At 68.5% G+C, this 22,726-nt stretch carries 22 protein-coding genes and 1 tRNA gene; 15 read left to right on the forward strand and 8 right to left on the reverse strand.

Annotated features, from left to right (window positions below):
• The first annotated feature begins 12 nt into the window (after positions 1-12).
• From NF4_RS14910 to NF4_RS14925, 4 genes are all read left to right on the forward strand, one after another.
• Positions 13-1,491 (forward strand): amino acid permease, encoded by a 1,479-nt coding sequence (locus tag NF4_RS14910; protein ID WP_063127930.1) that lies wholly within the window; start codon positions 13-15, stop codon positions 1,489-1,491.
• Between the two features lie 5 nt (positions 1,492-1,496).
• On the forward strand, positions 1,497-2,051 hold the full coding sequence (locus tag NF4_RS14915; protein WP_063127931.1) for a hypothetical protein: 555 nt from the start codon (positions 1,497-1,499) through the stop codon (positions 2,049-2,051).
• A gap of 57 nt (positions 2,052-2,108) precedes the next feature.
• A tRNA-Leu gene (locus tag NF4_RS14920) sits at positions 2,109-2,182 on the forward strand.
• A 152-nt stretch (positions 2,183-2,334) separates the two neighbouring features.
• On the forward strand, positions 2,335-2,631 hold the full coding sequence (locus NF4_RS14925) for a hypothetical protein (RefSeq protein ID WP_063127932.1): 297 nt from the start codon (positions 2,335-2,337) through the stop codon (positions 2,629-2,631).
• A 507-nt stretch (positions 2,632-3,138) separates the two neighbouring features.
• Here NF4_RS14925 and NF4_RS14930 read toward each other — a convergent pair.
• Together NF4_RS14930 and NF4_RS14935 are read right to left on the reverse strand one after the other, a co-directional pair.
• A complete protein-coding gene (locus tag NF4_RS14930) occupies positions 3,139-3,480 on the reverse strand; it encodes a helix-turn-helix domain-containing protein (protein WP_063127933.1) in 342 nt (113 codons plus the stop codon).
• On the reverse strand, positions 3,477-3,809 hold the full coding sequence (locus NF4_RS14935; RefSeq protein WP_232330471.1) for a type II toxin-antitoxin system RelE/ParE family toxin: 333 nt from the start codon (positions 3,807-3,809) through the stop codon (positions 3,477-3,479). Before NF4_RS14935 ends, NF4_RS14930 begins: the two co-directional genes overlap by 4 nt.
• Positions 3,810-4,108: 299 nt before the next feature.
• On the opposite strand from NF4_RS14935, the gene NF4_RS14940 reads away from it, so the two are divergent.
• Positions 4,109-4,723, forward strand: coding sequence for a DUF6069 family protein (locus NF4_RS14940; RefSeq protein ID WP_063127934.1), 615 nt, complete (start codon positions 4,109-4,111; stop codon positions 4,721-4,723).
• Positions 4,724-4,806: 83 nt separating this feature from the next.
• On the opposite strand, the gene NF4_RS14945 is transcribed toward NF4_RS14940, so the two are convergent.
• Complete coding sequence (locus NF4_RS14945) at positions 4,807-5,844, reverse strand: NADP-dependent oxidoreductase (protein ID WP_063127935.1); 1,038 nt, start codon at positions 5,842-5,844, stop codon at positions 4,807-4,809.
• 183 nt (positions 5,845-6,027) lie between these two features.
• On the opposite strand from NF4_RS14945, the gene NF4_RS14950 reads away from it, so the two are divergent.
• From NF4_RS14950 to NF4_RS14960, 3 genes are all read left to right on the forward strand, one after another.
• On the forward strand, positions 6,028-7,017 hold the full coding sequence (locus NF4_RS14950; protein WP_084533130.1) for a sulfite exporter TauE/SafE family protein: 990 nt from the start codon (positions 6,028-6,030) through the stop codon (positions 7,015-7,017).
• 431 nt (positions 7,018-7,448) lie between these two features.
• Entirely contained in the window at positions 7,449-8,147 is a 699-nt protein-coding gene (locus tag NF4_RS14955; RefSeq protein ID WP_063127964.1) for a hydrogenase assembly protein HupF, read from the forward strand.
• Positions 8,144-8,755, forward strand: coding sequence for a D-sedoheptulose-7-phosphate isomerase (locus NF4_RS14960; RefSeq protein ID WP_063127936.1), 612 nt, complete (start codon positions 8,144-8,146; stop codon positions 8,753-8,755). Before NF4_RS14955 ends, NF4_RS14960 begins: the two co-directional genes overlap by 4 nt.
• On the opposite strand, the gene NF4_RS14965 is transcribed toward NF4_RS14960, so the two are convergent.
• Positions 8,720-10,267, reverse strand: a complete 1,548-nt coding sequence (locus NF4_RS14965; protein WP_063127937.1) for an MFS transporter — start codon at positions 10,265-10,267, stop codon at positions 8,720-8,722. The two genes, NF4_RS14960 and NF4_RS14965, sit on opposite strands and share 36 nt — an antisense overlap.
• Positions 10,268-10,495: 228 nt before the next feature.
• Here NF4_RS14965 and NF4_RS14970 point away from each other — a divergent pair, with 228 nt between their 5' ends.
• Positions 10,496-11,752, forward strand: a complete 1,257-nt coding sequence (locus NF4_RS14970; protein WP_232330472.1) for a serine hydrolase — start codon at positions 10,496-10,498, stop codon at positions 11,750-11,752.
• A gap of 21 nt (positions 11,753-11,773) precedes the next feature.
• On the opposite strand, the gene NF4_RS14975 is transcribed toward NF4_RS14970, so the two are convergent.
• Both NF4_RS14975 and NF4_RS14980 read right to left on the reverse strand, forming a co-directional pair.
• A complete protein-coding gene (locus NF4_RS14975) occupies positions 11,774-12,340 on the reverse strand; it encodes a TetR family transcriptional regulator C-terminal domain-containing protein (protein ID WP_063127939.1) in 567 nt (188 codons plus the stop codon).
• Positions 12,341-12,379: 39 nt separating this feature from the next.
• Complete coding sequence (locus tag NF4_RS14980; RefSeq protein WP_063127940.1) at positions 12,380-13,408, reverse strand: SDR family NAD(P)-dependent oxidoreductase; 1,029 nt, start codon at positions 13,406-13,408, stop codon at positions 12,380-12,382.
• A gap of 135 nt (positions 13,409-13,543) precedes the next feature.
• On the opposite strand from NF4_RS14980, the gene NF4_RS14985 reads away from it, so the two are divergent.
• Together NF4_RS14985 and NF4_RS14990 are read left to right on the forward strand one after the other, a co-directional pair.
• Entirely contained in the window at positions 13,544-13,996 is a 453-nt protein-coding gene (locus NF4_RS14985; RefSeq protein WP_063127941.1) for a hypothetical protein, read from the forward strand.
• A 6-nt stretch (positions 13,997-14,002) separates the two neighbouring features.
• On the forward strand, positions 14,003-17,329 hold the full coding sequence (locus NF4_RS14990) for an error-prone DNA polymerase (RefSeq protein ID WP_063127942.1): 3,327 nt from the start codon (positions 14,003-14,005) through the stop codon (positions 17,327-17,329).
• Between the two features lie 690 nt (positions 17,330-18,019).
• Here NF4_RS14990 and NF4_RS15000 read toward each other — a convergent pair.
• The gene (locus NF4_RS15000; RefSeq protein ID WP_063127965.1) at positions 18,020-18,442 is read right to left on the reverse strand and encodes an Hsp20/alpha crystallin family protein; all 423 of its coding nucleotides are present in this window, start codon (positions 18,440-18,442) and stop codon (positions 18,020-18,022) included.
• Positions 18,443-18,586: 144 nt separating this feature from the next.
• Between NF4_RS15000 and NF4_RS15005 the strand changes: the two genes are divergently transcribed.
• The 3 genes from NF4_RS15005 (at position 18,587) to NF4_RS15015 (ending at position 20,469) form a co-directional block, all read left to right on the forward strand.
• Positions 18,587-18,928, forward strand: a complete 342-nt coding sequence (locus NF4_RS15005) for a MerR family transcriptional regulator (protein ID WP_232330473.1) — start codon at positions 18,587-18,589, stop codon at positions 18,926-18,928.
• Positions 18,929-19,059: 131 nt separating this feature from the next.
• On the forward strand, positions 19,060-20,235 hold the full coding sequence (locus NF4_RS15010; protein ID WP_063814592.1) for a DUF4349 domain-containing protein: 1,176 nt from the start codon (positions 19,060-19,062) through the stop codon (positions 20,233-20,235).
• A 3-nt stretch (positions 20,236-20,238) separates the two neighbouring features.
• Complete coding sequence (locus NF4_RS15015; RefSeq protein ID WP_063127944.1) at positions 20,239-20,469, forward strand: DUF167 domain-containing protein; 231 nt, start codon at positions 20,239-20,241, stop codon at positions 20,467-20,469.
• 16 nt (positions 20,470-20,485) lie between these two features.
• Here NF4_RS15015 and NF4_RS15020 read toward each other — a convergent pair whose 3' ends face one another.
• A complete protein-coding gene (locus NF4_RS15020) occupies positions 20,486-20,950 on the reverse strand; it encodes a tRNA (cytidine(34)-2'-O)-methyltransferase (RefSeq protein WP_063127945.1) in 465 nt (154 codons plus the stop codon).
• A gap of 262 nt (positions 20,951-21,212) precedes the next feature.
• Between NF4_RS15020 and cycA the strand changes: the two genes are divergently transcribed.
• Positions 21,213-22,691, forward strand: coding sequence for a D-serine/D-alanine/glycine transporter (gene cycA, locus NF4_RS15025; RefSeq protein ID WP_063127946.1), 1,479 nt, complete (start codon positions 21,213-21,215; stop codon positions 22,689-22,691).
• The last annotated feature ends 35 nt before the right edge of the window (positions 22,692-22,726 follow it).

The raw sequence follows: 22,726 nt of genomic DNA on the forward strand, positions 1-22,726 counted from the left end.
CAGGAGGCCGCAGTGACGACGCCGATCAGCCGCAATTCGCTGTTCCGCACCAAGAGCGTGGAGCAGTCGATCCGTGATACCGACGAACCCGGGAAGAAGCTTCGCAAGGACCTCACCGCGTGGGATCTGGCGATCTTCGGCGTGGCGGTCGTCATCGGCGCCGGTATCTTCACCCTCACCGCCCGCACCGCCGGTAATGTCGCCGGGCCCGCGGTATCGCTGGCCTTCGTCTTCGCCGCGATCGCCTGCGGGCTCACCGCGCTGTGCTACGCGGAGTTCGCCTCCACCGTCCCCGTCGCGGGCAGTGCCTACACATTCTCCTATGCGACCTTCGGTGAACTCGCGGCCTGGATCATCGGCTGGGACCTGCTGCTGGAGTTCGCGCTCGCGGCCGCGGTGGTCTCCAAGGGCTGGTCACAGTATCTCGGCCAGGTGTTCGACCGGGGCGCCGCCGTGGTGGAGATAGGCGGGGTCAGCTTCGACTGGGGCGCGGTTCTGCTCATCGCCGTGCTCACCACGCTGCTGGCACTGGGGACCAAGCTGTCCTCGCGTGTCTCCATGATCGCCGTGGCCATCAAGGTCGGTGTGATCCTGCTGGTGATCGTGGTCGGCCTGAGCTTCTTCGACTCGGCCAACCTGACCCCTTTCATCCCGGAGTCGGTCCCGGGCGAGGACGGTCAGGGTCTGACGCAGTCCCTGTTCTCCTGGGCGACCGGGGCCGGTAACAGCACCTTCGGCTGGTACGGCCTGCTGGCCGCGGCCAGCCTCGTGTTCTTCGCGTTCATCGGCTTCGATGTGGTCGCCACCGCCGCCGAGGAGACCAAGAACCCGCAGCGCGACCTGCCGCGCGGCATCCTCGGGTCGCTGCTCGTGGTCACCATCCTGTACGTCGCGGTCACCATCGTGCTCACCGGCATGGTCCCCTACACCGATCTGGCAGGCGACGACGCCACGTTGGCGACCGCGTTCGCGCTGAACGGAGCGACCTGGGCGAAGAACATCATTTCCATCGGCGCACTGGCCGGTTTGACGACCGTGGTCATGGTGATGCTGCTCGGCCAGACCCGGGTGCTGTTCGCGATGTCCCGCGACGGTCTGGTCCCGCGGGGCCTCGCTCGGACCGGGGATCGCGGCACGCCGGTGCGGATCACCGTGATCGTCGGTGTGGTGTGCGCGATCCTGGCCGGTTTCGTGGAGTTCGGAACCCTCGAGGAGATGGTGAACATCGGCACCCTGTTCGCCTTCCTGCTGGTCTCCATCGGGGTGGTTGTCCTGCGCCGCACCCGGCCCGACCTGCCGCGCGGCTTCAAGGTGCCGCTGGTGCCCTATGTGCCCATTCTGGCGGTCCTGTCCTGCCTGTGGTTGATGGTGAATCTTTCGGTCGAAACCTGGCTGCGTTTCGTAGTCTGGATGCTGCTCGGTTTGGTGATGTACTTCGCATACGGCCGACGGCATTCGCTGGTCGGTAGGTCTGCTTCCGAACAGGAGTGAGCGCGATGGGTCTATCGTGGCGGTGGTTCCGGCGCCGGGAGATACAGCCCGTGCACCTGCCGGTCCGGGACGACGCGTCCGGCACGGACCTGGTGGTCGAATGGATCGACGCGGTGACCACCGGTCTGGCCACCGCCCCACCGGGCCCACCCGTTGCCGCGCCCGCCCGGGTGTGCGACGGCATGTTCACCGCCGCGACCATCGTCGCGGTCCTCATCGAGAAGATCGCCGACCGCACCGAGTACCGGGTCGCCAACAACCGCTGTATGGCCTCGGCGGTGGATTTCATGAAGGTCCTGGGGGAGGACACCCTGCGCCGCTACCGTATCGACGGGGTGCAGCCGGTGGGTTGGGAGAACATGGGCACCGAGATGGACGAACTGGTGATCGCCCGCCGGCTCGGGCAGCTGGGCGAAGCCCTGCAGCTGGCGTTGCTGGCGGTGACCACGGACTACGAATTATCCGATGAAGTGCGCGAGGCGGCGGAGGAGTCGGGCTTGCTGGCAGCCGACGTGCTGGTGGAGGCATGCCAGGCGATTCAGACAGATCCCACAGTGTGACTCCCACTCACGGGTATTCCGGTACGGGTGTACGAGTCGGTAGTGTGTGGTCCGCACGCCCCCATAGCCCAATTGGCAGAGGCAGCGGACTTAAAATCCGCCAAGTGTGGGTTCGAGTCCCACTGGGGGCACTGCCGCGCCGCAGGTCGGACACTATGTCCTAGGGACAGGGTGTCCGAGGACAAGCCATCTGCTTCGGCCCTCACAAGGTTTTGTTAACGACTTTCCAGGTCGAGCCCGCCATATTACGTCCGGCACAGTCGAAGCAGCGGGACGGGAATCCATGGGGACAGAGGACTTCGATGATTTCGATCATGCCGTGGGCGGAGGCACGCACTCTCACCCAACGGACGCGGCAACCTCGGCCGCCGCGCCGATCCGGCGGGTAGGCATCGGCGTATATGTCGTGATCATGGGGTTGCTTTTGCTCCTCGCCACGATCTTCGGTGCGAACCACGAGTACGAACTGGATCGGCGGTTGGAGTATCAGGAGTGCGTCACCCAGGAGCAGGCTCGCATCGCCCGCGACGGCAGCCTCCTCCAGCCCCAGGACTTCTGTGATATCTACCCTGGCCGCTAGCGAACATCGACATCGGCCGACGGACGACGGGCGACTTCACGGCGTCGGCGACAACACCCGCCGAGTGTGGGTTCGCGTCGCGCTGGGACACTGCCTGCGCCGCAGGTCGGGCACGACCGCCGAGGACTGCGTATCCGGATCGCGGGCACAGGCCCCCGCGCAGCGCTTCGGGGTCCGGTCGTCAGCCCCATACCTCTGCGTCGTGATCAGTCCTAAGGGCTTGGCAGGGTCAGTGCGATCACGAACAGTGCGATTCCGGCAATCGCGAGTACAGCCGGCGTCGGGCTCCAGATCATGACTCATCTCCGAGCAGGTCGAAGATGCCGGCTCGCGGCGGATACACGTGAGTTCCGGTGATCAGTTCGGCGACCGTGGGAACTCGTGATGCAGGAACCGTCGACGGCCAAGGCGGCTATCGACGCATAAAACCACCCCGTTCCAGTCGACAACTGAGCGGTACGGCAGAGGGCAGGTCGGACTCCTGGAGTGTTCGACGAGGACTTGCGGTCAGGCCGCGTCGGTGTGGTGGCCGATGAAATCGACGCGGGTGGCCTCGGCATCGAGGGCGATGTTCAGGGTTGCCTCGAGGGCGTCCGCCAGCTTGGCCAGAAGAGGGAGGGTCGGCACGGTATCGGAGCCTTCGATACGGGAGATCTTGGCCTGGGTGAGCCCGGATCGCTCGGCGAGTTCGGCTTGTGTGAGCCCGAGTTCGGTGCGGCGCATATACACGGCTTCGGCCAACGCCATGGAGAGTCGGATTTCGCGGCGGGCTTCGGAAACACTCTCGGGTTCGGTGTAGTCCTCGCTGAGTTTGCGTTCCTGGAGGGTCTTCCAGCGTGCGTGGTTCATAGGTCCAGTTCTCCTCTCTCTACTGTCCGAACGAATTCCTCATGGGCAGGTTCGTGCTCTGCCTCACAGATCTGGCGGGCGAGCTTCGCGCGTTTGACTTCGGCGTCTTCTCGCATCCGGGTCTTGCGGAAAACGGTCAGCAGTATGGCGCGTCGGCCAGGCGCCAGCCAGTAGGTGATGCGAATATCGGCGCCATCCAGCGTCGGCCGTAGCTCGCGTACGCCGTCACCCAAGTAGCGCGCGTAGGGCTCGCTGAGAGTCTCGGCACGGTCAGCGAGGAGGCCGACGTACTCGTCGATTTTTGAGGAAGTGCCTAGCAGGTAGCCCATACAACCAGTCCCGCACTTCCGGCTCGATTTCGATGGTGAAGAGTCCACCCACACCAGTGAGTGTATGTCGTTGACAACATATTGGCCACGGGGCGTCGCAGACTCGGCGCCGTCCGACCGGCAGCCTGTCCTTTCCGCCGGGTTTTCGAAGGCGGCGGCCTCGGCAATGCTGGCGTGGGCTCAGCGAACGCCGGCCCGGTGGGTATCGATCCGGTGCGAATGAACCCGGCCGGTGCCTCGCCCGACATGCGCGCCCGATTCGGGTGGGTCGGCTTGCCCATAAGGGGTACCTTCCCCGTATGACGGAACCGCCGTACAACTACGGGCGCCAGGACCCCCGCCAGGGTTACCCGCCCACCCAGGCATACTCCCAGCAGCAGGGCCGCGCGCAGCAGCCGCCGGAATACGGCCACCAGGTGGAATACGGCCACCAGGTCGATTACGGCTACGAATCGGACCGGCCCGAGCCGCGGTCGAACGAACCGAAGATCAATGTCGGACGGCTGTGGGCGGGCGGTGTCGGTACGGCCATCGTCGTCGCGCTGGTGATCGTGGTGCTGATCATGCTGGTGCGCGGCATCCTGAACATCGCGGTCCTCTCACCGGAGGGCGAGGGAGCCTATGGCACGGTCTCGACCACTTCCTACGCCGTGGCCGGTGGTGCCGCCGCGATCGCCGCGACCGGTCTGCTGAACCTGCTGCTCGCTTTGATGCCCAGCCCGATGCAGTTCTTCTACTGGATCACCGGACTGGTCACCGCGCTGGCGACGCTGGTGCCGTTCACCCTGGTCGCCGGGGTGGACGCCAAGATCGCCACGGCCGTGATCAACCTGATCGCGGGGTTGTGCATCATTTCGCTGCTCGGCGGGGTCGGGTCCGGGGCGATCATCCGGCGCCCGCAGTCGCAGTACTGAGGTCTTCCGTCCGGCGCCGTCGCGCCGGGTCCCGGGCGCCGTGGGGCGGCCCGGGGCCCGGGTGCGCGCTGCGGACGGTGGCTTCAGCCGGTCCCGTGGTCTTCCGGCCGGACCCGGACGAGCTGTTTGCCGAGGTTGGCGCCGTCGAACAGTCGCTGCAGGGCGGCCGGTGCCGCGGTGAGACCGTCGACGACGTCCTCGGTCCAGACCAGCTCGCCCGCCGCGACCCAGCCCGCGAGCCGGGCCAGGGCGGCCGGGAAATCGGCGTGGTGGTCGTAGAAGATGAAACCCTCCATACGGGCGCGGCGGAAGGCCAGCTGCATGTAGTTGGCGGGGGCGGCACCGTAGCCGGCCGCCGTGTAACCGGAGGAGATCGATCCGCAGAGCGCGATCCGGGCGTGCAGGGCGAGGTGGTCCAGCGCGTTCTCCAGTAGATTTCCGCCGATATTGTCGAAGACCGCGGTCAACCCCTCGGGGGCGAAGGCGCGGAGTGCGGCGGGGACGTCGTCGGCGCGATAGTCCAGGCAGGCGTCGAAACGGGCGGTCTCGCGCACCCAGTCCACTTTCTCCGGCGTACCCGCGGTGCCGAGTACCCGCGCCCCGAGTAGTCGTGCGATCTGTCCGGCCAGCGATCCGACGCTGCCGGCCGCGCCGGTGACCAGCACCGAATCGGATTCCGCCACTTCCAGCACGCGGGTGATGCCGATATAGGCGGTCAACCCGCTCACGCCGAAAACGGTGAGCATATGGCGGGGGTCGATCCCCGGCGGCACCGGATTCACGCCGAACAGCCCGCCGGCGCGGGCCACGGTGTATTCCTGCCAGCCGAGCTCACCGTAGACCCACTGTCCCTCCGGCAGCGCCGGATCACGGGAGGCGACCACTCGCCCCACCCCGCTGCCGCGCATCACCTCGCCTACGCCGACCGGGGTCGTATAGGTCGTCGCGGGGTTGAGCCAGGTGCGCTGGGTAGCGTCGATACCGAGCCACTCCACCCGCACGAGGGCCTCGCCGTTCTCCAATATCGGGAAGGCGCTAGCCTTTTCGGCAAAAGTATCGGCGGTGATCCCGGCGGTCGGCCGTTCGCGCAGGACCATCTGACGGAAGGTGCGGTCGCTCACGGCGGCCAGTGTGCCCCAGGAACGCCGCCGGTGTCGCCTTCATTTCCGCGCCCTCCGGGGCGCCGTACCGGCTGCCGTTCGGGCAGGCCGGCAGTATTGCGTTCACGGTGATCGCAACCCGTGTCAACGGGCTGAGCGCGTCGTACCCTCAGATCTCCGTCCAGGTTCGGGGAGCACACCGTCATGATCAAGTTACTGGTTTTCACCCTTGTGGGTATCGGCGCGCAGATCGTCGACGGCACGCTCGGGATGGCCTTCGGCGTCACCGCGACGACGCTGCTCGTCCTCAGCGGCACGGGTGCCGCGCATGCGAGCGCGGCGGTCCACTTCGCCGAGGTCGCCACAACCCTGGCCTCTGGGGCATCGCACTGGCGGTTCGGCAATATCGACTGGAAGGTCGTACTACGGCTGGGTGTGCCCGGCGGTATCGGCGCCTTCCTCGGAGCTACCGTCCTGTCGCGGATCTCCACCGAATCCGCCGCGCCGATCACCGCCGGCATCCTGCTCGCGATCGGTGTCTTCCTGGTCGTCCGGTTCTCGTCGCGACCGCCGGTGGAATTCGCCACCTCGGAGAAAACCGCGCACTCCACGAAGTTCCTGACCCCGCTCGGCCTGTTCGGCGGTTTCATCGACGCCAGCGGTGGCGGCGGGTGGGGGCCGGTCACCACCAGCACCCTGCTGACCACCGGACGGTCCGCGCCGCGCACGGTGATCGGTTCGGTGAGTGCCTCGGAGTTCATCGTCTCGGCCTCGGCCAGTGTCGGCTTCCTGCTGGGGCTCGGCTCGGATTTCTTCGACAACCTGCTGATCATCGCCGGTTTGGCGCTCGGCGGAGTGATCGCCGCACCGATCGCCGCCTGGCTGGTCAGCCGGATCACCCCGGGTGTGCTGGGCACCGGTGTCGGCGGGCTGCTGGTCCTCACCAACGCTCGCACGCTGTTCAAGCACTTCGATATCGAGGGCGCGCCGCGCACGATCGGTTACGTATTGATCGTTGTGGTGGCGGTCACGCTCACCGTCTTGGCGTGGCGGAAGTCGAGGACGGCCCCGGCTGCCGGAGACACTGCCGAGACCACGGGCGCGGACGCTGCCGAACCCGCGGTGGCAGGATCCGTCGGCACCGATGCCGCCGGTGAAGGTTCCGCGGACGCGACGCAGGTGCCGGTCAGGTAGTTGCGGACCGCCCGGTCCGCCCAGGTGGGCGGTACGACCGGAGGGTGAGGGGACAGCGCCCGGCTGCCCGGACAATACGTCCGGGCAGCCGGGCGCCTCTTCTATGCGGCCGGCATGTGACGGCAGTGCGCACCGATGGTGGCGATTCTCCGTTGAGGACGCCCTGCGCAGGTCGAGGTGGAGGGCGCGGTTCGCGACCGGGATTCGATTTCGTAACAGCCGGGTAGTACCGCACCAATAGGGCTGGACAACGGTCGGTGCACGGAAATATCGGCACGCCACCGTGATTCGGTCATCGAGTCTGTTCGCCAGAGGAGGACTGTGATGTGTTGGGGCATTTCGGGCCGGATCAGCGAGAGCTCCGACTACGGCGGAGCCCCGGTCGTGGCTGCCGGTGGGGTGGTGCCGTGGTGAACGATGCTCTGGCGGCCATGCCTTTTCGCCCCGACCTCGCCGAGGACCTGGCGGCTGCGGCGCTGGCGCTGGCCCGGCGGTTCGCGGCCGGCGCGTCGCTGTGGTGTGTGGCGCCCTCCTGGGAACCACATGCCCAGCACATCGCCGTCGAATTCGTGTATCCGGATGCCGCCGAGGTGCGTGCCCTGCCCGCTGCCGCCCTGACCGGGCCGTATCTCGTGGATACCGCCCGGATTTCGACCCGACCCGGCGATATGGTGCTCGCGATCGCCGCCGCGCACGAGCCGCAGGTGCGGTCGCTGTTGGTGCGCGGCCCGGCCTGGGGCGTGCACACCATCTGGATCGGGTCGGGCCCGCGGCCGGCCGCCGGGCTCGCCGACCATCTGCTGTGGCTGGACGGCCCGGATTCCCGGCTGTCGGCCGCGGGTGATCTGGTCCTGCTCTATCACCTGCTGTGGGAGCTCACCCAGCGGTGTTTCGCGTATCCCGGCCTGCTCGCGCCGGAGCAGGGCCTGGGGCGCCGGGAGGCCGGCCGCGAAGAAGGCAGGCTCGGCGAGGTGGTGACTCCGCTCGGTGACGGGACGGCGCGTATCCGTACGCCGCTGGGAACCGAAACCGTCACGACGTCCTTCGTCGAACCGGTACGGCCCGGGGATCTGGTGCTGGTGCACGCCGGTATGGCGGTGAGCGTGGCCGGATCGGAGGACGAGCGATGACCTCGAACGAGGCGGTTGTGCTGCTCGGCGAACTGGCCGCGTGCGCGCAGGAGCGGGCCGCGGAGAGCATCGGTGTGCGGACGCGGGCACTCGCGGCGAACGCGGAACCGGTCGCCGCGGCGGCCCGGGAGATGGCGCGCCGCTTCACCGACGGCGGCAGGCTTTTCACCTTCGGTAACGGTGGCAGTGCGACGGATGCCGCCACGCTCGCGGCCCTGTTCGCCCGGCCGCCGGACGGTACCGCGCTGCCGGCGTGGTCGCTGTCGGCCGACGAGGCGGTACTCACTGCGGTCGGCAACGATTGCGGCTTCGAATCGGTGTTCGCGCGCCAGCTGGCCGCGCGCGGACAGTCCGGCGATATCGCGGTGGCCATGTCGACCAGCGGCGACTCGCCCGATCTGCTGGCGGGACTGGCCGAGGCCCGGCGGCGCGGAATGTACACGATCGGATTCGCCGGCTGCGACGGCGGCGCGTTCGTCCACGGCGACACGGTCGACCGCTGTCTGGTGGTCGATTCACGCTGTCCGCACCGGATCCACGAGACGCAGGCCCTGCTGGGGTACGCGCTGTGGCTATCGGTTCATCAGCACGGCGTCTTCGGCGGCTGAATCGGTGCGGGCGGTCCGGCGCCCCGGCGCCCACGCGCCCAGCACGAACGCCATCACCACGGTGAGGATGCCCAGGACCAGGGCCGCCTGCGCGGCACCGTGGACGAAGGCTTCCTTGGCGAACGCCGCCAGCGGGGCGGCCGCCGGACCTCCCTGTTCGGCGACCTCCAGTGCGGCGGCCAGCGAATCACCGACCGGGCCGCGGGCCGCTTCGGGCAGCCGGGGTAGTGCCGGGGCGATTCGGTCGGTATAGCCGACGGCGAGGATGCTGCCGGAGATCGCGATACCGATGGCCGCTCCGACCTCCCGGGAGGCGTCGTTCACCGCGGAGGCCACCCCGTGTTTCTCCGGGGGTGTGCCGTTGATGATCGCGGCGGTCGCCGGGGCGGTGCACAGACCGAGGCCGGTGCTCAAGATCAGCAGCGGCCAGAGGACATCGAGGTAGCTGCTGTCCACCGTGGTCCGGGACACCAGGATGAGCGCGCTGCCGACGCACAGCAGACCGAGGAAGGTGGGCAGGCGCAGACCGAACCGTTCGGCCAGCCGCGGGGCGACAACCGAGATACCGATCAGCGGCGCGATCATCGGCGCCATCGCCACCGCGGACATCAGCGGCGAGTACCCGAAGATCAACTGCATGTACTGGACGAACAGCAGGAAGTAGCCGAAAGCGACCAGGAACTGCACGCCGACGCTCACCGCGCCGCTGCCGAAGCCGCGATCGGCGAACAGCCGCACATCCAGGAGCGGATTCGGCACCCGCAGTTCGACCGTCGCGAATCCGATGCCGGCGAGGATCCCGACGCCGAACAAGCCCAGTACCACCGGATCGGTCCAGCCGCGCACCGGCGCCTCGATGGCCCCGACCACGACGGCGCCCACGGCGACCGACGCGGTGATACCGCCCCAGAAGTCCAGCGGTGGCCGGGTGTCGTCCACGGATTCGGGGACCGTGCAGCCGGCGATCGCGAGGACGACACCGGCTACCGTCATCGCGAGGAAAATGGCCTGCCAGGTCCAGATCTGCAGCAGCAGCCCGGAGCCGAGGATTCCCAGCACCGCCCCACCGGAGACGACTCCCGCCCACAGCCCGACGGCCACCCCGCGCCGTTCGGGTGGGAATCCGCCGGTGAGCAGGGAAAGAGTGGACGGCATGACCAGCGCCGCGCCCACCCCCGCGACGGCGCGCGAGGCGATGATCCAATGCGGCTCGTCCAGTGCCAGTGGCACCGCGGAGGCGATCGCGAACACCACCAGGCCGAGCACCATCATGATGCGGCGGCCGAACCGGTCGCCCAGCGCGCCGGAGAACAGGACCAGACAGGCCAGCGCCAGGGTGTAACCGTCGACCACCCAGGTGAGCTGCTGCTGGGTGGCGCCGGTATCGGCGGCGATCTCGGGGAGCGCGGTGTAGAGGGCGGCCATGGCCGCGATGACCAGCGCGACGGCCATCGACGACAGGGTGAGCAACCAGATGTGCGCCCGGGACAGGCGCGTGTTCACCGATGTCATGGCCACCTCTCGGCAGATGGGGAACAAGCGGTTGTTCTATTGATCAGAGCACAATTCCCCAGGGCCACTATCGGTGATCTCCGTCACTGTCCCCCGTGGGCGGCGGACCGCCTGGTCACGGTGGTAGGTGGTCGGCGCACGGCCGACAACGACTGCGGCGCACACCGGACGCCCCCGGGGTCGTTCGAGGTCCGTCGCCGCCGCGGCGGCATGGCTACCCTGAAGCGTGTGAAGGCAGATACCGCGCTCCTGGTCCCGGTCGCCGCCGAACTGGACGACATCACCGCCGTCGGTCCGGAGGAGGATGCCGGGCCCGGCGGGCCGAGCCCGGCGGAGATCGAATCGATCTGGGACTCGGTACAGGCGTGGTACCGGCTGGGCGCCACCCCGGCGATCCAGATCTGCCTGCGCCGCAACGGGCGGGTCGTCCTGAACCGGGCGATCGGCCACGGCTGGGGCAACGCGCCCGGCGACGGTCCGGATATCGAGCGCGTGCCGGTGACCACGGAATCGCCGTTCTGCGGCTTCTCCACCGCGAAAGGTGTTTCCGCCGCGGTGATGTTCATGCTCATCGAGCAGGGCGCCTTCGCGTTCGACGATCCGGTCAGCGACTACATTCCCGAATTCGCCGCCAACGGCAAGGCCGCCATCACCATCGGGCACGTCCTCACCCATACCGCGGGCGTCCCGTTCGTGACCCGCCCCTACCGCGGGCACGAAATGGTTTTCGACGAGGAGCTGTGCCTGCGCGGCCTGGTCGATCTGAAGCCGAGTTACCCGGCCGGACGCTTCCGCGTGTACCACGCCCTGACCAGCGGGCTCATTCAGCGGCTGCTGGTGCAGCGGGCCACCGGTAAGCGGATCAAGGATCATCTCGCCGAACAGGTATTGGAACCACTGGGCTTCCGGTGGACGAATCTGGGTGTCGGGCCCGAGGACGTGGACGCGGTGGTGCCGAGCGTGAAAACCGGCCCCCCGCCCTCGAAGCTCGCGTCCTTCATCGCCGGGCGCGCGCTGGGCGGCGGGTTCGCCTCGGACGCGGTGAACCGGGAATCGAATCGCTCCTTCCTCACCGCCGAACTGCCGTCGGGAAATCTGGTCACGACCGCCGCCGAACTGTCCAGGTTCTACGAGATCCTCGCGCGCGGCGGCGAACTCGACGGCGTCCGGATCATGCGGGCCGAGACGGTGCGGGACGCGGTACGGCCCGCACCCCGGGTTCCCGGGGTGGCCGGGCGGGTGAGCCGGGCCGGTTACGAACTGGGCGGGCACCGTTCGAAATTCGGGCACGATACGACCGCGCATTTCGGCCGCAGCGGGTTCACCACACAATACGGCTGGGCCGATCCGGCACGCGGGCTGAGTGGGGCGATCCTGACCAACGGCAAATCCTCGGTGGACGGCGAACGGCCCTGGCAGCTGGTGGCGCAGATCTCGGAAGCATTCCGGCCGCCGGCGCCCACGGAGCGGATCTTCGAACTCTGAGACCGCGCCCGCCCGCCGCCGTCAGTGCACGAGGGTGGCGATATGGTGGCGTACCACGCGATCGGCCGTACCCTCGCCCGCGCCGTGCGGATAGGCGAGTTCGAAGGCCAGACCGCTGATCAGGGCGAGCAGCCGTTCCGTTTCCAGTTCGGCCTCGGCCACCCCGGCCCGGGTGAGCGCGGCGGTGACGATGGTGCGGGTGGAGGTGCCCATCCACTCGGTTTCGGCTTCCATCCCGTTCACCAGCCGGGCACTCGCGACGATCTCGGTGCGCAGCAGCAGGCGCCGCCGGTCGGTGGGGTCCAGCAGCAGCGCGCGGGTGACCGCCTCGAGGTAGGCCCGCCGGTCGGCCACCGAGTCGCTGCGCGGCTCGCTGCCGACCGCCGCGAGCCGGCGATCGCGATCGAGTTCGAGTTCCTTGGCGGCGGCCATCAGCAGGCCGTACTGGTCACCGTATTTCCGGCGGAGCGTTTTCCCGTCGAGGCCACAGTGGTCGGCCACCCGGCGCAGCGTGGTCTCGGTGATCCCGCGCGAGGTCACCAGGTCCAGCACGGCGTCGAACGCGGCGCTGTGCTCATCGGCCGTCACGATCGGCGCTCCTTTCCGCGCAGTACGGCGGGGCCGGATTCACCAGTGCGTGCCCGGTACCCAGCGTGCCGCGCGCCGCAGCGCGGTCCCGGTGCCGCGTGCCACCCGTGCTCCGGCCCGGGGCAGTGGGGCGCGGCGCGGCCGTGACCGTGCTGCGGGACGCTCGCCGCCGATGCGGTGGACAACGGGTGTCTCCGCTGCGGAGGTCTGCGTGTCGAGTGCGGTGGCCGGAGCGGATTCGGCTTGTTCGCCCCGGGCGGCGGGGGAGTCCGGGATCATCCGGTAGTAGCGGTGCAGGACGAAGTCACGCAGCCGCGGGGCGAACATCGCGCCGTACTCGCCGAGGGTGCCGATCGGCACGTCGATACGCCGAGGCCGCTGGGTGAGCGCGCGCACGATCGTCGCGGCCGCCCATTCCGGCGATTCGGCGCGGCCGCCCTGATTACCGGACGGGGCGATCATGGGGGTCCGCACCAAGGGTAGGTGGATGGTGGTGAAGGTGACCCCGTCGGCCATGGTTTCCACCGCCGCGACCTCGGTGAACTTGTCCAGCGCGGCCTTGCTCGCCAGATAGGCGGAGTACCGCGGGGTGGCCACCTGCACGCCCGCGCTGCTGATGTTGACGATATGGCCGAATTTGCGCTCGCGCATCTGCGGTAGCAGCGCCAGGGTGAGCCGCAGCGCGCCGAAGTAGTTGACCGCCATGGTGCGTTCGTAATCGTGCAACCGGTCGGTGGAGCGGTGGATGGCCCGGCGGATGGAACGACCGGCATTGTTCACCAACATGTCCACCCGGCCGTGCTCGCCGAGCAACCGGTCCAGGGTGGCCTCCACCGAGGCCGGATCGGTGATATCGCAGGGGTAGCCGTAGGCCCGGCCACCGGCGGCCCGGATCTCCGCCACCACGGTGGCGAGTTCGTCTTCGCGGCGGGCGAGCAGGAACACCACGGCGCCCTTCTGCGCGACGGCCAGCGCCGCGGCCCGTCCGATGCCCGACGAGGCGCCGGTGATGAGGACATGCCGTCCGGCGAGTTCGTGTTCGGCCTGGTCGGTCCCGGAATCGCTCATGAACAGCCCCTTTGCGCAGGTCTTTCCCGGCCGAACTTACTCCAAAGTAAGAAAGTGCGCCAGGGTCGGTTCGACATTCGAAAACAGGTTCGATTTCGACTCTCGTGATTCGAACATATGTGCGATACTCAACGCATGACGGACGATCGGATGGCGGATATCTATGCCGCGGTGCGGCTCGGCGGTGCGGATCGGGAGGCGGCGCGCCAGGCGCTGCAACAGCTGTGGGATCAGCTCGGGCCGGCCGGGGAGCCGCTGTACCGGAGCGTGGTGGCCCACCATTTGGCGGATGTCCAGGACACTGCGGAGGGCGCGTTGTTCTGGGACACCCGGGCGCTCGACTCGGCCTTCGTGCCCGGCGTCCCGCTGGGCGAAGGGCTCCTGGGATTTCTCCCGTCCCTGTATCTGAGCCTGGCCGACAGCCACCGGCTGGTCGGCGATTTCGATGCGGCGCGAATGCAGCTGGCGCTGGCGCGCGGGCATGCGAACGTGCTCGCCGACGATGCCTACGGCCGGGTGATCCGGGCCGGGGTGGACCATGTGGCGACACTGCTGGAGGCGCAGTCCACCGAACGGGTGGCCTGCTGACGCGGTATGGGATGGAGTAACGGCCCGCCGAGCTGGGCCGAGATGGAGCGGGTACTGTCCGGCCGGCCTAAGCCCGAACAGTTTCCCGGAGATGCGATACCTCCGCCTTCGCTGCGGCCTCCGCGGACCGCATGTACTTCCTTCGAAGGAGGCTCGATCACCCCGCCGCCCGGTCCGGTCGTGCCGTACGCGGAACTGCACGCGCATTCGGCGTTCAGTTTCCTGGACGGGGCCTCACAACCGGAGGAGATGGTCGCCGAAGCCGCGCGGCTGGGGCTCTCGGCGATCGCGCTCACCGACCACAACGGCTATTACGGGGTGGTCCGGTTCGCCGAAGCCGCCGCCGAGCACGGGATCGCCGCGGTGTACGGGGCCGAGCTCACCCTCGTGGAATCCGGTGCCCGGCAGACCGATTCGGCGCCCCGTACCGGCGAACCCGATCCGGACGGCGAACATCTGCTGGTCCTGGCCCGCGGGCAGGAGGGCTATCGCCGGCTGTCCCGGCAGCTCGCGGCCGCGCATATGGCGGCCGGGGAGAAAGGGATCCTGCGCTACGACCTCGATACCCTCACCGAGGCGGCCGGCGGTCACTGGCAGATCCTCACCGGCTGCCGAAAAGGCAAGGTGCGGCGGGCGCTGGCACAGGATCTGCACGCGGGTGGCCGGCCGCTGCGCGCCGAGGCGGCGCTACGGGAACTGTGCGAACGGTTCGGCCCCGACCGGGTGACCGTGGAACTCACCCGGCACGGTATGCCCGTGGACGACGAAGGCAATACCGTGCTGGCCGCGCTCGCCGAACGGGTCGGTGTGCCGGTGATCGCCACCACCGCCGCGCATTTCGCGACCCCGGACCGCAGCCGCCGCGCCGCGGCCCTGGCCGCCATCCGGGCCCGGCGCAGCCTCGACGATCTCGCCGGCTGGCTCGCCCCCACCGGGGGTGGATATCTGCGGTCGGGGGCGGAGATGGCCCGGTTGTTCGCCGAATTCCCCTCGGCCGTGCCGAACTCGGTGGAACTGGCCCGCGAATGTGCGTTCGATCTACGGCTGATCGCGCCCCGGCTGCCGCCCTTCGATGTGCCCGCCGGCCACGACGAGAACTCCTGGCTGCGCGAACTCACCCGGCGCGGCGCCGCCGCCCGCTACGGCCCGCCCGCCGCGAACCCGGCCGCCTACCGGCAGCTCGAACACGAACTCGCGGTCGTCGCCCGGCTCGGTTTCCCGGGATACTTCCTGGTGGTGCACGATATCGTGCGTTTCTGCCATGAGCACGACATCCTGTGCCAGGGCCGGGGCTCGGCCGCCAATTCCGCGGTCTGCTACGCCATCGGGATCACCAATGTCGACCCCGTCGCGAACAAATTGCTGTTCGAACGGTTCCTCTCCCCGGAACGCGACGGACCCCCCGATATCGATGTCGATATCGAATCCGACCGCCGCGAGGAAGCGATCCAATACGTCTATCGCCGGTATGGCCGGGAGAACGCGGCACAGGTGGCGAATGTGATCACCTACCGCGGGAAGTCCGCGGTCCGCGACGCGGCCCGCGCACTCGGCTTCGCCCCCGGCCAGCAGGACGCCTGGAGTAAACAGGTGAGCCGGTGGACGGGGGTCGGGGCGGAAACCGGGACCGATATCCCCGCACCGGTACTGGCCCTGGCCGCCGATATCGAAGGACTACCGCGGCATCTGGGAATCCACTCCGGCGGCATGGTGATCTGCGACCGGCCCATCGCCGATGTATGCCCGGTGGAATGGGCGCGGATGGCCGACCGCAGCGTGCTGCAGTGGGACAAGGACGATTGCGCCGCGGCGGGTCTGGTGAAATTCGATCTGCTGGGCCTGGGCATGCTCTCCGCCCTGCACTACATGATCGACCTGGTGCGCGAGCACCTCGGCGTCACGGTCGAACTGCACACCCTGGACCTCGCCGAACCCGGGGTGTACGAAATGCTGTCCCGAGCCGATTCGGTGGGTGTGTTCCAGGTGGAATCCCGGGCCCAGATGGCCACCCTGCCGCGATTGAAACCGCGGAAGTTCTTCGACCTGGTGGTCGAGGTGGCGCTGATCCGGCCCGGTCCGATCCAGGGCGGTTCGGTTCATCCGTACATCCGCCGGAGGAACGGACTGGAAAAGGTCACCTTCGACCACGAAGCCCTGCGTAATTCGCTCGAGCGCACCCTCGGGGTGCCGCTGTTCCAGGAACAACTCATGCAGATGGCCGTGGACGTCGCGGGATTCACCGCCGCCGAAGCCGATCAACTGCGGCGGGCCATGGGATCGAAACGGTCCCCGGAGAAAATGGAACGGCTACGGGGGCGGTTGTACCAGGGCATGCGGGATCTGCACGGCATCACCGGCGAACTCGCCGACCGTATCTACGAGAAACTCCGTGCTTTCGCGAATTTCGGTTTCCCGGAGAGCCATTCGCAGAGTTTCGCCGCGCTGGTGTTCTATTCCGCCTGGTTCAAACTGCACTATCCGGCGGCGTTCTGCGCCGGATTGCTGCGCGCCCAGCCGATGGGTTTCTATTCGCCGCAATCACTGGTCGCCGACGCCCGCCGGCACGGGGTCGTCGTGCACGGTCCGGATATCAATGCCAGCGAGGCCGAGGCCACCCTGGAACGGCGCGGGACCGAGGTGCGGCTGGGCCTGGCGGCCGTGCGCTCCATCGGCTCGGACCTCGCGGAAGAGATCGTGGCCGCTCGGGCCGAAGGCGGACCCTACATATCGTTCCTCGATCTCACCGGGCGTGTGGAGATGACCGTCCCGCAGGCGGAATCCCTGGCCACCGCCGGTGCGCTCGGCAGTCTGGGTTACTCCCGCCGCGAGGCATTATGGGCGGCCGGCGCGGCGGCCGGAGAAAGGTCCGACCGCCTGCCCGGGACCGGCGCCTCCACCACCACACCCACCCTGCCCGGGATGAGCGACCTCGAACACGCCGCCGCCGACGTCTGGGCGACCGGAGTCTCACCCGGCAGCTACCCCACCCAGTTCCTGCGCCCCCGCCTCGACGCGCTCGGGGTGATCCCGGCCGCCGACCTGCTCTCGGTCCCCGACGGCACCCGGGTACTGGTCGGCGGCGCGGTGACCCACCGGCAGCGTCCCGCCACCGCCGGCGGGGTCACCTTCCTGAACCTGGAAGACGAAACCGGCATGGTGAACGTGGTGTGCTCGGCCGGGCTGTGGGCCCGGTACCGGCGCACCGCGCAGAGCGCCCCGGCACTGCTGATCCGCGGCCGGATACAGAACGCGGAAGGCGCGGTGAGCATCTACGCCGAACATCTGAGCCGCCTGGACATGCGCATAACCTCCCGCTCCCGGGACTTCAGGTAATTCGCCGGCGTCTGCGGCAGCGGCGGAGCCGGGTCTTCGTGACACTGCCGTCGCCCATAATCGGGAGGCCAGGGGACTTTCGCGACCATCGGCTGCGGGTATCGTTTGCGAGAATTGCGGGTGGACCCGGAAGAACCGTGCCGGCCGGGCCCACCCGTCGCTGGATGGAATTGGAGAGTCGATGACCAGGGCTGCGGCCGGGGGCGAGAACGGTCGGCCTGCGGTGCCACGTCCGGTGGCTGTGCACGCGGCCCGCTGCGCGCGGAGCCGTCGCTGTGCTCAGTGCAGGCCTACGGGTTCGGCGCGCTCTGCCGCCCGGCGCAAACCCTGTGCTGGATGTGTAGGAACGGGCATCACCTCACTTCCGTGACCGGTCGGGTGCCGGGGCATATCGGCTGTATCCGGGCGGGCCGCGCTGGCAGGCCCGACCCGGAACCGGCCGACGCCCGCGGTGCCGGGGAGCGGATCGTCGAGCGGCCGGGTTCCGCGGCCGGGGGCCGCGGACTGTGCGCAGCCGCGGCGCCCATCGAGCCCGGGCCACCCGCAGTGCCTCGTCGACCTCGGCGAACAGCTCCTCGAGATCAGGATCCAGTTCGAGTAGCCGGTCCTCCACCTCCGACCGCCTGTTTTCGCTGATACCGGTCGGTGTATGCATGGTCGGCCTCCTGGTCTCGGCGCCGACCCGGACGGTCAGGCGTTGATGGCCTGCCGCTCGGGATCGTGGCGCGCGATCTCGATCTTGCGGGGCTTGGCCCGCTCCGAAACCGGGATCACCAACCGCAGCACACCGTCGCGGTAGTCGGCGCGGATCGCGTCGGTATCGAGGTTCTCGCCCAGGAACAGCTGACGGCTGAACACGCCGCGGGTGCGCTCGGCGGCCAGCATCGAACGGCCCGAATCCAGCTCCGGCCGCGATGCCCGCACGGTCACCACATTGCGTTCCACATCCAGATTCAGTGAGTCCGGGTCGATTCCGGGCAGGTCGAGTTCGACCAGGAAGTCGTCGCCCTCGCGCCAGGCGTCCATCGGCATCGCCGCCGGGCGAGCAGGCGTACCGAACACCTGCTGGGTCAGACGGTCCAGATCGCGGAAGGGATCGGTGCGCATCAACATGGTCGCCACCTCCAGTTCACTCCTTCACTCTCGAAGAGAAACCAGATAATCTATGTCAACCGACACAAGTTATATGTAGCACTAGTGCCATAAGGATGCAAGTGTCTTGCGAAGAAAATATGACCGAGGGGATGGTGAAGAAAGGTGACGGGTGCCGACCGCCACATCCGGTACCTGCCCGGATCGGGGCAGGGTGTGTACGCGATATCGGTGGCTGCGGAACTGGCCGGTGTCGGCGTGCAGACACTGCGGCTCTACGAGCAGTACGGGCTGATCACTCCGGTGCGCAGCCCCGGCGGCACCCGCCGCTACAGCCGCGACGATCTGCAACGGCTACAGCGCATCACCGAATTGGCCGGGCAGGGCATACAACTCACCGCGATCGGACGCATCCTCGAACTCGAAGACGCCAACACCACCCTTCGCGAAACCAACGCCGCTCTCGCCGCCGAACGCGATCGGCTTCGCGACCGCCAATCCTCATAACGGAAGTCGCCCAGGTCGTCCGGGCAGATCCGGCGGGCAGCAGGGGCCGGTCCGCCGACCCGCAGACACCGCCGATACGCAGCCTTCCTATTCGGGTATCCGATTGCGGAACCGCCCATTACGCTGCCAGCATGCGAACGCTCGGGGTGTTGTTTCTGGTTGTGTGCGGGTCGGTTCTGCTCACCGGATGCGGGGACGACTCCCATTCCGGAACTGCGGACCAGACGATGTCCTTCGAAGGCGGTGCGCCCGCGCCCGCCACGGCGCCGGGAATCCGCGTGCAGAAGGCGCCGAGCCGGGAGCAGGCTCCTACCTCCCCGCCGGATACCGCCGACCAGGCCACCGATCGGAAAGAAGTCGTGACCGGCACGGTCGACCTCACCGCCGACGACCCCGTCGCGGCCGCGCAGACCCTTGTCGACCGGGTGACCGAACTGGACGGGCGGGTCGACCAGCGCACCGAGAATCCCGGGACCACCGACAACGATCCGCACGCGAATCTGGTCGTCCGGATTCCGGCCACCGATACCGACGCGTTCATCGACGGCCTGAGCGATCTCGGCGAGATCACCCAGGTCAGCACCAACCGTGACGACGTCACCCTGCAGTGGCAGGATCTCGACGCCCGCATCACCGCATTGCGGGCCTCGGTGGACCGGTTGCGTGATCTCATGGCGCGCGCCGCCAACACCGCCGACCTGATCGCCGCGGAGGAGGCGCTCGCCGACCGGCAGGCCGAACTGGACAGCCTCACCGGGCAGCGGCGCTATCTCGACGATCAGATCTCGCTGTCCACCCTCACCGTCGATATCCGGAGCACGGCCGAGCAGACGATCGAGGACGGGCCCGCCAATTTCTGGGACGGGGTCGTGGACGGCTGGAACTCCCTGCTCGCCTGGCTGAAGGGCGCGGTGGTCTTCATCGGCCAGGTGCTGCCGTGGCTGGTCTTCCTCGCCCTCCTCGGCGCGATCGTCGGCGCCGTCGTGGGGCTGGCCCGCCGGCTGGGCGGCGCACGCGCCGGCGCCACCGCGGCCGGGAACTCGACCGCGCGGACCGAGCCCCCGGCGCCCGCGCCCGCGACCTCGTCAACCGCTGCCGTACCCGCGGACGCGTCGGCCGAGACCGCGGAGGATGTCGACCAGTCCGCGAAGAACAGCGACCGGACGGCCGAGAACACGGACGAGACGGCGAAGGGCAGGGACGAGACGGTGAAGGAGACGGGCCGGGCCGCGAAGGGCGCGGACAAGTCCGTGCCGACCGGGGACGAGGCCGTCGATCCGGACGGCCCGGACACGGACCGGGCCTGAGCAGTGCCCACCACGGTCCGCGCGGCGATCACGCCGAACAGCCGGAAGGGCCCACTGGTCGAAACCCTGCCCGACGGCACGCTGCGACTGTGGGTGCGGGCGCCGGCCGTGGAGGGGAAGGCGAACCGCGCCGCGGCCGAACTCCTGGCCGCGCATCTCGGCGTCCCGAAGAGCGCGGTCCGGCTCACCGGCGGGGCGACCTCCCGGCACAAACGGTTCGAGATCGCCGACTGATCCGCGGGCGTCCGGGTCAGACCGCGCCCGGGAAACCGTGCTGCCGCCACGCCTCGTACACCGCCACCGCGGCCGCGTTGGCCAGGTTCATCGACCGCCGGCCGGGCAGCATGGGGATGCGCACCTCGGCATCGATGTGCTCGTCGGCGAGCACCTCCGCCGGTAGGCCCGTCGGTTCGGCACCGAACAGCAGTATGTCGCCGGGCCGGTAGGTGATCTCGGTGTGCGGGGTGGTGGCCCGGGTGGTGAACGCGTACACCCGCTCGGGTCGCAGCTGCTTCCACGCGGTCGCCAGATCCGGGTGCACTGTTACCGAGGCGAGGTCGTGATAGTCCAGCCCGGCCCGGCGCAGCTTCGCCTCCGACATATCGAAGCCGAGCGGTTCGATCAGATGCAGCTCACTGCCCGTGCCGGCGGCGAGCCGGATGGCATTGCCCGTATTACCCGGTATGCGAGGTTCATGGAACATCAATCGGAACACAGCCGACCAGTCAATCAGGTGGCGGCGCCCCCGCGGCGATCGAGCCGGATGATCGGCCGGTGACCGCGACGGTGCCGGACGATTCGCCGGCGCGGGCTATACCGCCACCCTAACGCTGTGACCACAGCGAATACGATCACCGCGGTTGTGCGGGTGCCCTGCGCGGCACAGGTTGCGGCGGCGTACCGTAGGGCCGCCCACTCTGCAGGAATCCGCTTCCGGTGGTCGAATGGGCTGTCCGATTCATTCCGGAGGGAGAAATATGGCCGTGCTGCAGGGCCACGGTAATCCAGGCGACGACGCGAGCGGGGTGAGCGATCCGGGTGCCGGCCCGGAGAAGTTGAGCCGCCAGCTGGCGAACCGACATATCCAGCTGATCGCGATCGGCGGCGCGATCGGCACCGGTCTGTTCATGGGCTCGGGTAAGACGATCTCGCTCGCCGGCCCCTCGGTGATCCTCGTCTACATGGTCATCGGCTTCTTCCTCTTCTTCGTCATGCGGGCGATGGGGGAGCTGCTGCTGTCGAACTCCGGGTACAAATCGTTCAGCGATTTCGCCGGTGATCTGCTCGGCCCGTGGGCGGGTTTCTTCACCGGCTGGACCTACTGGTTCTGCTGGGTGGTCACCGGTATCGCCGATGTGGTGGCGATCGCCGGCTACGTGTCCTACTGGTGGGCGGATCTGCCGCTGTGGATCCCCGCGCTGGTCTGCATCGCCGTCCTGCTGGTCCTCAATCTGCCCACGGTGCGCGCCTTCGGTGAGACCGAGTTCTGGTTCGCGCTGATCAAGGTGATCGCCATCGGCGCGCTGATCGTCACCGGACTGGTGATGGTGATCACCGGTTTCACCGGTGACAGCGGCACCACCGCCTCCCTGGCCAACCTGTGGAACGACGGCGGTTTCTTCCCGACCGGGCCCATGGGTTTCGTGGCCGGATTCCAGATCGCGGTCTTCGCCTTCGTGGGTATCGAACTGGTGGGCACCACGGCGGCCGAGGCCAAGAATCCCGAACGCACGCTGCCCCGCGCGATCAACTCCATCCCGGTGCGCGTCCTGCTGTTCTACGTCGGCGCCCTGATCGTCATCTGCGCGGTGACCCCGTGGCGGGAGGTCTCGGCCGACGAGAGTCCGTTCGTGGCGATGTTCTCCCTGGCCGGGCTGGGCGTCGCGGCGAGTGTGGTCAACTTCGTGGTGCTGACCAGCGCCACCTCCAGCGCGAACTCGGGGATCTACTCGACCTCGCGGATGGTGTACGGCCTGGCCGGTGACGGGGACGCCCCCGCCTTGTTCGGGAGGCTGTCCCGGCGCAAGGTCCCGGCCAACGCGCTGCGTTTCTCGTGCGCGTTCCTGCTGATCGGGGTGGTGCTGCTCTACGCGGGACAGTCCATCGTCGAAGCGTTCACCGTCGTCACCACCATCTCGTCGCTGTGTTTCATGTTCGTCTGGACGATGATCCTGGCCAGCTACCTGGTCTACCGGAAGCGGCGGCCGCATCTGCATACCGCGTCGACGTTCAAACTGCCGGGCGGTGTGCCGGCGGTCTGGGCGGTGCTGGCCTTCTTCGTGTTCCTGGTCTGGGCGCTCACCCAGAAGAGCGACACCCTGCAGGCCCTGCTGGTGACCCCCATCTGGTTCGCGGTGCTGGGTGTGGCCTATCTGGTGGTGCGGCGCAGTCCGCACCATGCCGCGCTGCGTGAGCGGCATCGGGAGAAGGTCCTCGCCGAAAACGCCGCGCTCTGAGTTGATGGCCCCGCCTCCGGCGGGGCGGGTCGGGG

The sequence above is a fragment of the Nocardia fusca NBRC 14340 genome, from assembly GCF_001618425.1.
GTDB classification, from domain to species: Bacteria; Actinomycetota; Actinomycetes; order Mycobacteriales; family Mycobacteriaceae; genus Nocardia; species Nocardia fusca.